Origin of the sequence: Streptomyces sp. NPDC086519 (assembly GCF_040686075.1) — a bacterium.
Taxonomy (GTDB): domain Bacteria; phylum Actinomycetota; class Actinomycetes; order Streptomycetales; family Streptomycetaceae; genus Streptomyces; species Streptomyces shenzhenensis.
Map to the genome: position 1 here is coordinate 24501 of NZ_JBFBJL010000083.1, position 12876 is coordinate 37376.

Sequence of the window (12876 nt, forward strand, 5' to 3'; positions counted from 1 at the left end):
TGGCCGAGGTCGACCTCGACCGCCTTCACCTGCTTGATCAGGTCCGTCAGCAGTGCCTTGGACTTGCGGTCGATCACCTGGTCACGTCTCCTGTCGTCATCCCCACCCACACGCGAACCGCTCCGAGTACGGCACGCGCGCTCAGCGCATCATCCCCGTGGCTCGCCGGCCCCGGCCCTCTCCGGCTTCGCGCGGTGCTCGTTCTGCACCCAGGACTCATTGAGCATGATCCACTCGCCCAGCCCCGACTGATACGGCACCGCCACCGTCCCCAGCCGCGGCGGCCGGGCCGGGTCGCTCTGCGGACACAGCAGCCACAGCGCGCGGCCACCACCTCGTGACCGTTCCGCCAGCCGCTCCAGGACGCCCATCGCGTCGTATCGGGCGAAGACCCCGGCATCTGTCAGCAGCAACGGAGCAGCCAACGCGCTCCCGCCACCGTTCCCAGAACCCGTGCCCCCAGCCACCAGCAGCTCCCCGATCCGAGGCTCCACCAGTCCCCACGCCGTCCCCGCGTACTCGGCGAACTTCATCGCTCCCGGGGTTCCAGCCTTCGCCACATCCGCACGCAGGATCGTCTCCCATGTGGGCTTGGGCCGAGGGTCGACCAGCTCGTGCAGTGCCCGTACGAACAGCTCGGCCACCGACACCACGACGGCCCCGCCGGCGAACTCGTCGCGTCCAAGCTCATCTATGGCATCCCGTGCCCACTCCGTCGGCACCGTCAGTACGCGGAAGCCGTCCCGCCGGGCCGAGGCCTTCAACCGGTCCTCGGCCGTGCCCGCCGCCGCAAGCTCCGGGTCGTCGGAGTAGCGGTGAGCGGAGACCGTGCCCGTCGGCTGCCGTCGGGCATCCGACGACAGATAGGCAGACACGCCGTCCGCACTGCTCGGCAGATAGCGCAGCGTCCCCGTGCTCTTACGCGTCGACAGCACCAGGTCGAAGCCGGCCTCACGCAGAGCCCTCGTCAGCGGGCCGCCCGTGGGCAGCGCATGGCTGCCCCGCTCGTTCAGCAGTTCCGGGAAGCGGGCCCGTACGCGCTCGTGGACGTCGTCCGCCGTCAGGCCCGGCTGCTCGGCCTCCGCCATCCCCGGGATGAGCGGTACCAGGCCGGCCTGGGTGAGGCGCAGCGCGCGCACCAGCGGCAGCTTGCGCGGATAGATCTCCAGGCGGGGCGTCGCGGCGGCATGACGGGAGGCGGCCACCGCGATCTCCACCATGCGCCGGTCGTCCCACTGCACCGCCGCACTCGGCGGCGGTACGGCACCCAGCTCGGCCACCACGGTCGCCGCGGTCGGCAGGGTGTCGAGTTCCGACATGGTGTCGGCGATACGGCCGAGCCGCTGGGCGTAGTGGAGCAGGCCCGGCGCGGACGGCGTGTCCGGCGCGTCGTCCGCGCCCACCTCCAGCGCCAGCAGCCCTGCGCCCATGCTCTCGTCGGCCGCGTCACGGTTGGGGGCGTGCTGGAACTCGGCCTCGTCCGGCACGAGTTGCTCCACCTCTACCACGGCCCGTACGGCGGCCAGCGCCAGCGCCCGACGCTGCTCGCGCTCCTGCAGCTGGGTGCCGCGCCGTACGGTCAGCGCGTCCGCGATCTCCGCGGCCGATGCGACCCGGCCCAGGCCGTGCCGCAGCAGGTCCAGGACCTCGGCGCGCAGTGCCCGTACCGCCGGGTGCTTCTTCCAGCGGGTCCGCTGGTTCTTCAGCATCTGAGGGATGCGGCCCCGCGACAGCCCGAGCACGTGCGCGACGTCCGTCTGCGTGGGCCAGACCCCGACCTCCGACGGCAGTACGCCGTGCTCGTCGGGCAGCCGCAGCAGCAGCCGTACCATCTCGCACTCGTTGTGGTTCGAGCCGTCCTTGCGCAGCGGCGGAACGAACACCGTGGCGAGCGTGTCGAGGCTGACGCTGCGCAGCGCGCGCTCCGGCAGCGAACCCGCACCGGCACCGCCGCTCGCCGCCACCGCGTCGGCCGCCGCGGCCTCGGCGGCCGACAGCTCCTCCTTCGCGGCCTTGCGGCCCTCGGGAGTGAGCGGCGCAGCGGGCTTCTCCGCGAGCTTGAGCCGCCACTGCTTGATGCGGCTCAAGACCTCCTTGCGGGTCTTGGCGCCGAGACCGGGGGCGTTGACGAGCTGGCGCTGGCTGTAGTCGAGCAGCTCGCCGACGGTGTTGACGCCGAGGCCGTACACGAAGGACTCCGCGGCCGGGCTCAGACCGGACGACGAGACGAGCGTGTCCCGGTCGACGCGCTCCGCCAGCCGCTCGCGCTGCTGCTCGGCGCTCTCCTCCTCGGCCTCCGGAATGGCGGCATCCGGGGCGGGCTGCGCCGCCTCGCCCTGCGCGGGCGGTGCCGCGTGCCGTGACGGGCGGCGAGACGAGGGCTTCGCCTCGTCCATGGCGAGGAAGATCTTCTTCCAGGCGTCCCGCATCGGCTTGAGGTCCGGGAAGCGCTCGGAGGCGTCCCGGTGCAGGGCCTTCTGGAAGAACGCGACCAGACCGTCCCGTACCGCCGGGTCGAAGGCGTCGGCGGCGATCCTCGGGTACGGCTCCTTCTCCGGGGCGGTCTGGCGCGGAGTGACCTTGCCGTCGCCCCACACCGGGAGCTCTCGGGACGCCATTTCGTGCAAGGTGACGGCGAGGGCATATCGCTCGGCGTGGGCGTCGTAGACCGAGCGGTCGGTGAGCGTGCCGATGAACGGGTCGAGGTAGCCGTCTGTGCCGGCCGCGGTCTCGTTCACCGGGTAGCCCGCGAGAGAGAAGTCGATCAGCACCAGTTCGCGGGTGCGGTTCGGCCGGATGCGGATCGCGATGTTGTCCGGCTTGATGTCGCGGTGCCACACGCCCTCGCCTTCGAGGAAGTCCACCGCGCCGAACAGGTAGTCGCCGTACGCCTCGAGCTGGTCCACGGACAGGCGGCCGAACTCGCGCAGCTGGCGGGCGACGGTCTCCTCCCGGCGTCGGCGCTTCGTACCCGGTGCGGACGGCTCGCCGCTCTCCTCGCGCTCGTCGCCGACGTACTCCATGACCAGGACCGTGCGCGGGCCGATGCGCTGCGGCTCCGGCTCGACCAGGCGGATCACGCGGGAGTCGGGGCGGAGCCGGCCCAGCACCTCGGCCTCGCGGCGCAGCACCTCGCCGCGGCTGTCCGACGTGGCGACCTTCAGAACCGCCAAGGACTTGGAGAAGCGCACATCCGGTCCGGCGGTCAGGTCCCGTACCAGGAACGCGCGGCTCGTCGAACCCGTACCGAGTCGGCGCCTGACCTCCCAGCGGCCCGCCAGCACATCGCCGGCGACCGCGTCCAGGGGGTCCTTCTCGGGTTCGGCCGGGCGCGGGGCCTCGGCCGCCGGAGGTTCGGTCAGGTCGGCCTCGACGACCTCCAGCATCTCCAGGAAGTCGTCCACCGACGACAGCCGGGCGGAGACGTCATAGGCCGTGGCCGCCTGCACCAGCTCATCGATGTACGGGGAGAGGCCGTCCACCACGGAGCTCGGGCGCAGGCCCTCGCCCGCCTCGTAGCGAGCCACCAGTTCGGCCTGGCTGGCGGCCGGTGGCCTGCCGGTGGCCAGTAGATAGGTGAGCACTCCGAGTCCGTACACGTCCAGGGCGACCGGGTCGGGCCTGAGCGCGGTCAGCTCCGGGGCCAGATACGGGTCCGCGCCCTCGGCGAGATGTGCGCCCGCGCGTGAGAAGGTCGTGGGGGCGAACCGCTCGCCGTTGCCGGTCACGCCGTGCTCGGAGCTGCGCTGGACGGCGACCTGCCAGTCGGAGATCTGCAGGTGTGGGCTGGACCAGGCGCCGGTCTCGCTCTCGGAGTCGCTCCGGCGGCCACGGCCGCGCGGGATGACGTGGACCGCGCGGGCCGCCAGGGTGCGGTGGAAGATTCGTCGGCCGTGTGCCGAGCGCACCGTCTCGGCGAGCTGCCGTACCAGCGCCATCCGGCTGAGGATGTCCAGCTTGTCGCCGTACTGGATCAGGTACTCGTCCAGACGCAGGGTCCGCGGATCGAAGTCGAAGATCAGCGCGGGGCCCGCCGAGTGCCCGGACGGGTCGTACTGCTTGAGCTGGACGACACCAGGGTGCCGGAAGTAGCGCAGCACCGCGGCCTCGCGGCGCGCCGCGCGCTCCACGGATGCCCGCAGCTCGGCGTCGGAGCCGCGCTCGCGCAGATAGACACGGACGCGGGCGGCCTCCGGCAGCTCACTGTGCTGGGCCAGATAGTCGGCCCAGGTCGGACCTGAGTCGAACGCCTTGCGGCTCAGCAGGTACGGGCCGACCTTGTACTCGGCGTCGCTGCGCGCGATGCCGATGCGCTCCAGGGCCGCCTTGATCCGGCGCGACCGTGCGGCGTCGATCCGGCGGTACTCGTCCTTCGGAGACTCCTTCAGCATCTCGGCGAGCTGGTGCACCGTGAAGACGCCGTTGCGGTCGTGGGCGGGCAGCCGGTTGCGCAGCGAGGAGTCGGTGAAGCAGACGGCCTCCGAGACCCACACCCTCTCGCCGTTCTGCTGGAGCAGTGCGGCCAGCTCCTTGGCCTTCTTGTTGGCCAGGTGCAGGGGATTGCCGTGGGGGACCTGCCGGCCGCTGGGCTGGGTCTGCAGCCAGGTGCCGTTGCGGGACTCGACGGAGCCGTGCCAGTCCTTCAGCTCGATCAGGTGGACGCCGCCCGGGGCGATCACCAGCAGGTCCACTTCCCGGACGTGGCCGGTGTGGGCGGTGAAGGTGAAGTTCGACCAGGCCCGCCACGGGTCGTTGTCCGGGAGCTTCTCGCGGACGGCCTCCAGACCCCGGTACTCATGCTGGAACTCGGAATCGGTGACCGTCGTCCACCGGCCGTCCCGCATGCGCCTGTCCCCGCTTCGTGTCGCTCCGTCTCGATTGCTGCTGATCAGCCAGCAAAATCCCCCGGCTCAGATCGTAGCGGCTGGGGCACGGAAGGTGCTGCCTCCTGTTGGTGATCAACCTTCTGGTGCGGAGTGCCGGTTACCTCTCGAGCCGAGTCGTGTCCGATTGCAGGGCCAAGTCTCCGACGGATAGCCAGCGTTAGTATGAAAATCTGATCACCATGGAGAATGAGTATGGTGGCCGCCTGATCCTCGGGACCGGCGCGGTAACGGCCAAACGGGACGGTACGGACCCCGCCGGGGAAGCCGATGCCTCGGTGCAGTGGCTACTGCAGCCAAGGGGTACGGCGCAGCTTCGCGGGCCTCAGAACTTCGACCGCTCGATACGCAAGGGCATCCGGCTCGCGGAGTACGAGCACGTCCTGGGCACGCATGCGGAGCAACTCAAGGAAATCTTCCCCGATGGAGTGGCCCGACTGTGGGGAGCGACCCCGGTCAAGAAGGAGACCCATCCCAAAGGCACCGCACTGCGGAAGCAGAAGGTCGGCGACGAGGTGTTGTTCTACGCCGAAAAGTCGTTCATCGCCAAAGCCCGCGTCCTCGGGCTGCTCCGCAATCCCGAGTTGGCCAGGGCGATCTGGGGGGAACTCAAGGACGGGCGGACCTGGGAACACATCATGGCGCTCGGAGACATCTCCGAGTTCAGGATCCCGGCGGCCCCGATCCTGAGCGCATTGAAACTGCACAAGGAGGTGCGCCACCTCACGCTGGTGCGGGCCGCGGAGCGGCGACGTCAGCTGGGGCTGCTGAACGAACTGCTGAGCGGGCAGGAACCGGCCGGAGGCTCAGCCTCAGTCGGTGATCGGCCTGCACCCCCCACGAAGCTGGGACGCGAGGAGCTCCTGCGAGCCCTCGGCACCTTGGATGCCGACGCCCCGGGGGAAGGCTATACACGCTACGGATCACTCACGCTGTTGTGGGCCATCGGCCGCCTGGTCTCGGGGCAGAGGCGACTTGTGCCCTGGGACGTCTTCGACCATGAGGTCGGGCCGCTCCTGCTCGATTTCGGAGATCGCGACGCCGGTGTGACGCCTGAAGTTGCCTTCCGGCACGTGCAAAGGAGCCGAGTGTGGGAGAGCGAAGGTATAGCGGATGAAGGGGGCGGCCCAGCGCCGGCGGAAGACATCGCCAAGCCCGGAGCCGCAGCCGGACTGACGCCCGAGGCGGCGAAACTCCTGCAGCAGCCGCTCACCCGCGCCGAAGCGATCGGTCTGCTGTGCACCTCTTATCTCCCGGACGTCGACCAGGACGCGCTGCTGACACGCGTCGGTCTCGCTGGCTACGCGAGCGCCAGCGGGGCGGCGGATGCCGATGTTGAGAACGAAGGCAGCGGTGATGAGTCCCCCGGAGACGGACGCCGCCGTCGTGTGAACTCAACGCGCCCCGAGCGGGATCCACGTCTGGTCGAGAAGATCAAGCTGCTCTATCGGCAGAAGTGCCAGGTCTGTGGTCTTCAGCTGGAGACCCGTTTCAGTCACTACAGCGAGGCAGCGCACATCCAAGGGCTTGGAGCCCCGCACGAAGGACCGGACAAAATATCCAACCTGTTGTGCCTTTGTCCCAATCATCACGTTCAGTTCGACAAGCTCTTCCTCTTCATTGACGAGGACTGGAACGTGCGGCGAAGCAGGGATGGGGAATTGATCGGCACTCTGATACGCCATCCCGAGCACCCCATCGATGAACGGTACGTCGAGTACCACAGAGGGCTGTGCGGCCGCGGTCGCTACAGCCTCGGCTCGGACTGACTTTTCGAGCTGGAGCGGTGGCCCCGGGGCATGGCCGCGGTGGTCCGACCTGCCCACATGCATAGACCTACGCGTGGATCAGCATGGGGGCGCGATATACGTCCCTGGCCTGAATTGCGCTCTTTCCGCAACAGGCGTTCTCTCTGACCCTTTTGAACAGGGGCGATACGTCGACACGGCGGAATCGAGGGGGAGCCGCGATGGTCGAGCCGATCTACGTACCGGTACTGCCGACAACGCGAGCGGCTCGAGTGGCCTACTCGCAATTGGATCTCCGCGTACGCCGACGCATCGCACCCCTGTGGACCATCCCTCCACTCATGGGGCCTGAGCGTCTGCGCGGGCGACATCCAGTCTCCGACTCAGGGGTGAACCATGAAGAGGTACGGCGCTGGCTCACTCCGCGTGTGGAGCATCTCATCGAAGTGATGGATGGCATGGCCGGCTGGGTGGACGCGACCCATGTCGAGCACCTCGTCGAGGCCTGCGCCCCCTCTTTTTGGCAGTTGGCCACCAGGAGCGGGCTACGACTGGTCACCGGCCCGGAACGGGACCGGACGTATCAGCGCTACGCTGCCGATCTGGCCTTCCTCAGCGGACGTGGCCTCGGCGTGCGCGTCCTGGTGGACGAGGCGTCGGGCGGACTCCGCACATCGGAGCTCGCGGACCTGATCGATCGGCTCTGCCTGCCTCCCTCGCAAATCGACCTTCTGCTCGACATCGGCCCGGTGACGGACACGCCCGACGCGAGCCGGTCAGCCCTCTCCGCGCTCGAGGCCATGGGGGCCCTTGCTCCCTGGCGCCGCGTCGTACTCACTGCAGGAGCCTTCCCCCGCACGCTGGAAGGCCTCGACGCGGAGCCCATACGATCCGTGGAGCGGCACGACTGGCGACTCCACGGATCACTGCATGCCGCTCGCTCCGGGTTCCGTGGAAGGGTCGTATTCGGGGACTACTCCGTGGAGCACGTCTTCAGCGCGAACATTCCCTCAGCTCGTCGGGCCAGCCCTCAAGGCTGGGGTCTTCTGCGCTACACAACCCCTGATCGCTACCTCGTCGCGCGAGCACCCACCAGGGGACCTCACCATGTGAACCGGGCAAGAGACTTGGCGCGCTGGATCGTCGAATCCGGTTCATTCCGCGGTGCCCAGGGCGTCGGACATAGTGCGGGAGAGCGCTGGCTGCGCGCTTGCGCCTACGGCACCGGCCCTCGAGGGTCGGGCAACGCCGAGAAATGGATACAGGTCGGCCACGTCCAGCACCTGAACTTCGTGGTGAAGCAGTTGGGGGAGCCTCGCAGCTGATGTTCACCCTCCGTCCAGATGCGGCGATTGCGTCAAGTCTGTGTGCGGCGGGATCTCACCACTCAGTTTTCTTGCGACAGATGAGCCCTATCCAGAAGAGTTCCGCCAAGACGTCGTGCAGGTCGCGAGGGCCCGCGGCCGGGGTATGACGGTCGAGCAGGTGGCCTCCGACTTCGGAGTGCACGCGACGACATTGTGGAAGTGGATGCGCCGGGCGGACACCGACGACGGCGGGAAACCCGGGACGACCGCGCAGGAGAACGCGGGACTACGGGAAGCGCGTGGGCGGATCAAGCTGCTGGAGCAGGAGAACGAGGTCCTGCGCCGGGCAGCTGCCTATCTGTCGTAGGCGAGTCTGCCGGGAAAAGGATCCACCTGCTCGTGAAGGAGCCGGCCGCCGGAGTGGTTCCCGTCACGGTCACGTGCGGGTGTCGGCCGTGTCGAAGCTCGCCAGACAGCCCCACTACCGATGGCTGGAACGGTCGGTGACCTATGACGTGCTGGAGGAGGCCTACCGCGCGAACACGTTGTTCGAGGCGCATCGTGAGGATCCGGAGCTCGGCTTCCTGGCCGACGAGACCCGCGACGCCGGGTCGGTCATGGCCGACTGGACCGCGTGGCGGATCTGCCGGGGCAACCACTGGTGGAGCGTGTTCGGGAAAAGGAGCGGCAGGCCCAAGAAGGCCGGTCCGCCGGTGCGCGACGACCTGGTCCGCCGCCACTTCACCATGGATGGCCCCAACTGCCTGTGGCTCGCCGACATCACCGAACACGCCAACGAGCACTCTTACCCCCGATCCCGAGCTGTCTGCAGGTCTCGACGCTGCCCACCCCGGCGGCCAAAAGGCGTCAGTACTCCGGCCTCAAGCTCCAGCGTGCGCTTGCGTCCCCGCCTCGCCATCGACACCCCACAATGATCAAGGAATGTTGCGGCAAGCGTTAGGACCCAAGCGTCGCTACTGGTCCACTTTTCAGCCGTCGCCGACAGGCCGATGAGGCTGTTCTTGCGCCGTGTATGACGCTACGGCTCGCTCGATGGCCGGATCGCGTGGTGGAGGAACGCTCTGCTCTTCTGCGAGCGTCACTTCTCCTTGTCGCTTCCCCGGTCGTTGTCAGGCCGGAGTTCATCGAGTCGCGGGATGGCGGTTCGAGCGTGCCGGGATGGTGGCCTGTGGAGGCAGTCGGGAGTCGCGAGGTCACAACTAGGTGACTGTCTTCACTGATTCCTTACATCGGACCCGTCGGCGTAGGTAGTTTCACGCCTCACGCACTTATCCCAGGGGGGTCCTGTGAGCTACTACCAGCCTCAACCGCCACCGTTCCAGCCTCCGCCCGGACCGCCGGTCGCCCGTCCCGCACCCAAGTGGGCGCGTAAGCGATTCGTGTTGCCCGCCCTGGGCCTCGCATTCATCATCGGCGTGGGCAGCGCCGGCGCCGACGGCCAGAACCCGAACGCGACGAAGACGGTTGCTGACCACCAGGCGCAGCCGACGGCCACGGTCACCGCGACAGCCACGGCGACGGAAACGGCGAAGCCGAAGCCTGCGCCGACAGTGACGAAGACCGTCAAGGTGAAGGTGACCGTCACCGCGCGCGCCGCTGCCGCGGGGTCGGGAACGGGCGGCAGTTCGACGTCCGGCGGATCCAGCTCGTCGGGTGGCTCCAGCTCTGCGAGTGGCGGTGCGACGGCTCTGTGTAATGACGGCACGTACTCGTACGCCGCTCACCATCAGGGAGCCTGCTCGCACCACGGTGGCGTGGCTGTCTTCTACCGGTAGTCAACGTCTTGGGGTGCGCCAACTGATGGTGTGAGCCCGAAACACCCACCTCATTGAATCGGGGGCCAGTCACGTGCCTCCGAAGCCTCTGCGCCCGCACGGCCCCGGACGCACGACCACCGCGGCGGGCCGCGCCAGATGGGGTAGAGGGTGTTGTCGATGGTGCCGAGTGCCTGGCGGCGTTCCCTATGCCCGCGAGACAATTAGTATAAAATTCCATTTTTTTTGGGGGGGTGTCGCATGGCCGACGAGATCAAGTACGAGTACAAGACCGTGCGGACGGTTCGCGGCACCGATGGCTTGGTCATCTCGAAGATGCAGAAGGATGGCTGGGAGCTCGTGGAGCAGGCTCGCGGCACGCTTCGCTCCACCCTCAACTTCCGTCGGTCGAAGAAGCCGCAGCCGTGGCTCCTGATCGGCACGGCGGCCGCCGTCCTCGTGATCCTGACGATCGTCATCGGCGTTGCCTCTGCACTCAGCGACGGAGGCGAGCCGAAGGGCGAGCCGGACACGTCGACGGCCGCTGCTAGCGAAAAGCCTTCCGATACGCCGACTCCGACCGCGGCCGAGTCGGCCGTCACTAAGGTGATCACGCCTCAGAACAACCCGGAGTTCGCGGCGCTGCTGAAAGCGGACTACTGCGACGATGCGAACCGGAACTTCGCGACCAAGTACGAGGGGCAGACGATCGCGTTCGACGGCTCGATCGTTAACATGGCGCCCCACGGCGACTACGACACCCGCTACGACTTCCTCCTAGGCCCAGGCGACAAGGGTCCAAAAACGGTGGTCGGCCCGGCCTTCAGGTACGAGGACGTCAACATCCTTGACCTAAATCTGACCGGCAAGAAGATCCCCGCCACCGTAGGAGCAGGCGACAAGTTCCGCTTCGTCGCTGAGGTTGGCGAATTCAACGCAGACCAGTGCCTCTTCTCCCTCGCCCCGATCTCTACGGAAGTCCGGTAGTCAAGATTGGGCAGCCGCGTCATCACGGACCAGCGTGCAACGCTCGACGTTCCGTGCCACGTGGTGGATCTGCCACGTCTGCTGGTCGGGCACCGGCGGTGCATCGGCACTCCGCCGGAAGTCGGGGCGCTCGGTCCGTTCCCGTTAAACCATGCTGATCCGTGCGTTATGCGGACCGGCTGAATTGAGTCTGCTCTGGGTCGAGTTGGTGTTCAAGGCTTCTTCGCTCACTGTCGAGGGTGGTGAGACCCCGCATGAGGGAGCGTTCGAAGTCAGGCATTACCTCGACGCCGAAATCATGTCGCAATGTGACACGCAGCAGGTACAGGCCGTCGGACAGCGGGCCGTTCAACCACGCGTTCGCCCGGCTGCTCCGCCTCCCGTACTTCGACCCGCTGGCCAAGCTGGCGGCCTCGCTGGAAGGCCTGGACGGCGTCTCGGCAGAGGACCGGACGTTCCTGGACGAACGAGCGGCACGCCTCGCCAAGGACTACGACCGACTGGACTTCGTCCTCCCCTTCGGCGTGATCCACGGTGACGCCAGTATCGGGAACATCCTCCGTCACCGGGACGGACACGCGGTGCTCATCGACCTGGACGGCTTCTCTCTCGCCCCGCGCGAGTGGGACCTGATCCAGGCGGCGGTGTTCTACGACCGGTACGGCTGGCACGCAGAGGCGGACTACGCGGAGTTCGTTCACCGGTATGGCTTCGACCTCATGAACTGGCCGGGCTACGACACTCTGGCCGATTTGCGTGAGCTGATGATGGTTGGCCTGGCTGGGACACCAGGTGCGCACAAGCGAACGCTCCGCGCAGGAGTTCGGCAGGCGAATGGACACCTTTCGCACGGGTGGAAGCCGGAAGAACTGGCAGCCCTTCTGACGGGCGTTGCCGCGGCCGGTCGTACTCGTTGAGACATACTGCCGTTTCAACGGCAGCAGGCGATCCGTGAGAGAACGGACCTTCCATGGACGAAGTGCACGTACGCAGCGGCAGTTACCGCGACTCCTACCACACCGACACCGACTGCCCTGCGTTGAACGGCAAACCGGAGACGTTCATGGGAATCGAGCAGATGTCTCGGGAACAAGCGAAGGCACAGGGGCTGACACAGTGTCAGCGGTGCAAGGTGTAGTGGTCGCGATGTACCAGTGCAACAGTTCCCGGCACACGTTCAAGATTCAGAACTGCGTTCACCGTCTGCCACAATCGGTGTTCAGCCGCCTGTTCGCGGAACGCCTGGACAGTGGTGCTCCTGATCCGGGACAGGTTCTGCTGGAACTCGGCGAGATAGCTGACGCATCGCGCAGACTTGAGTTGCTCACCCAGATCGAGTGCGTCGAGCGCTACACGGCATGCCTCCTCGGTGTCCCCCGCTCGCAAGTGAGCGTCGGCCAGGACCATGGGCGCGACGAAGTCGCTCCGCACGTGGGTTCCGCTCATGGCGTTCTCGGCGTGGGCGAGGGCCTGCCGGGCCACGGAGACTCGCCCGACGGCGGGCAAGGCGTGGACGGACTCCGGGGAGGCGCACGATCGGCGCGGGCTCAAGCAACGGGCCCACGGAGAGGTGCGCATCGTCCCGATTCCGCCTCCCCTGGTCCGCCTGCTCCGAGAGCACCTGGAGGAATTCGGTACGGCGAAGGACGGCCGAATGTTCTCCAGCGAGCGGGGAAACGTGATCGCCGCCTCGTCGTACTCGCGCGCCTGGAAACGGGCTCGGGAACTGGCGCTCGTCCCCGATCAGGTCTCCTCGGTGCTGGCCTTCCGGCCGCACGACCTCCGGCACGCGGGTGTGTCCCAGTGGCTCAACTCCGGCGTTCCGGCACCGGAGGTCGCCGCCCGCGCCGGCCACTCGGTGGACGTCCTTCTGAAGATCTATGCCAAGTGCATCGACGGCCAGGAGCAGGAGGTGAATGACCGGATCATGCAAGGACTGAGGGAGGGGAACGACCCAACGGACTGACACCCGAGCGTGACCGACTGACAGAAGCCCTGGACTGCGAGAGGTCCGGGGCTTCGGTGTGCTTGGAGATCATCTCAACGAGCGGGCCTGGCACTGGCTCATTGCTGCAGATGGGCCAGGACCCCTTCGTTCACGGGGTATGGGCGTTCATGGGGCAGGAGTTGCCGGGCCATGGCCAGGTCCCCGTCCCGTACATGGGCGTGGATCGTA

The 12876-nt window shown here is 67.6% G+C and carries 8 protein-coding genes and 3 pseudogenes; 8 read left to right on the forward strand and 3 right to left on the reverse strand.

What is annotated here, in order from left to right:
• Positions 1–149: 149 nt before the first annotated feature.
• Positions 150–4844 (reverse strand): BREX system serine/threonine kinase PglW, encoded by a 4695-nt coding sequence (gene pglW / locus AB0P24_RS42610; RefSeq protein ID WP_365803913.1) that lies wholly within the window; start codon positions 4842–4844, stop codon positions 150–152.
• Positions 4845–5065: 221 nt separating this feature from the next.
• On the opposite strand from pglW, the gene AB0P24_RS42615 reads away from it, so the two are divergent.
• From AB0P24_RS42615 to AB0P24_RS42645, 7 genes are all read left to right on the forward strand, one after another.
• The gene (locus AB0P24_RS42615) at positions 5066–6652 is read left to right on the forward strand and encodes an HNH endonuclease (protein ID WP_365803915.1); all 1587 of its coding nucleotides are present in this window, start codon (positions 5066–5068) and stop codon (positions 6650–6652) included.
• 200 nt (positions 6653–6852) lie between these two features.
• On the forward strand, positions 6853–7956 hold the full coding sequence (locus AB0P24_RS42620) for a hypothetical protein (protein WP_365803917.1): 1104 nt from the start codon (positions 6853–6855) through the stop codon (positions 7954–7956).
• Between the two features lie 40 nt (positions 7957–7996).
• Complete coding sequence (locus AB0P24_RS42625; RefSeq protein ID WP_365803919.1) at positions 7997–8305, forward strand: transposase; 309 nt, start codon at positions 7997–7999, stop codon at positions 8303–8305.
• Between the two features lie 88 nt (positions 8306–8393).
• Positions 8394–8873, forward strand: coding sequence for a hypothetical protein (locus AB0P24_RS42630; RefSeq protein WP_365803920.1), 480 nt, complete (start codon positions 8394–8396; stop codon positions 8871–8873).
• Between the two features lie 372 nt (positions 8874–9245).
• Positions 9246–9734, forward strand: a complete 489-nt coding sequence (locus AB0P24_RS42635; RefSeq protein ID WP_365803921.1) for a DUF3761 domain-containing protein — start codon at positions 9246–9248, stop codon at positions 9732–9734.
• Positions 9735–9974: 240 nt separating this feature from the next.
• A complete protein-coding gene (locus AB0P24_RS42640) occupies positions 9975–10700 on the forward strand; it encodes a DUF4839 domain-containing protein (protein WP_365803922.1) in 726 nt (241 codons plus the stop codon).
• A gap of 254 nt (positions 10701–10954) precedes the next feature.
• The gene (locus AB0P24_RS42645; RefSeq protein WP_365803924.1) at positions 10955–11617 is read left to right on the forward strand and encodes a phosphotransferase; all 663 of its coding nucleotides are present in this window, start codon (positions 10955–10957) and stop codon (positions 11615–11617) included.
• 202 nt (positions 11618–11819) lie between these two features.
• Here the strand turns inward: AB0P24_RS42645 and AB0P24_RS42650 are convergent.
• Positions 11820–12188 (reverse strand): annotated as a pseudogene (locus tag AB0P24_RS42650) (hypothetical protein); the annotation flags it as partial.
• On the opposite strand from AB0P24_RS42650, the pseudogene AB0P24_RS42655 reads away from it, so the two are divergent.
• A pseudogene (locus tag AB0P24_RS42655) lies at positions 12184–12666 on the forward strand (tyrosine-type recombinase/integrase); the annotation flags it as partial. The pseudogenes AB0P24_RS42650 and AB0P24_RS42655 overlap by 5 nt on opposite strands.
• A 98-nt stretch (positions 12667–12764) precedes the next feature.
• Here the strand turns inward: AB0P24_RS42655 and AB0P24_RS42660 are convergent.
• Positions 12765–12876 (reverse strand): annotated as a pseudogene (locus AB0P24_RS42660) (DUF4291 domain-containing protein); the annotation flags it as partial.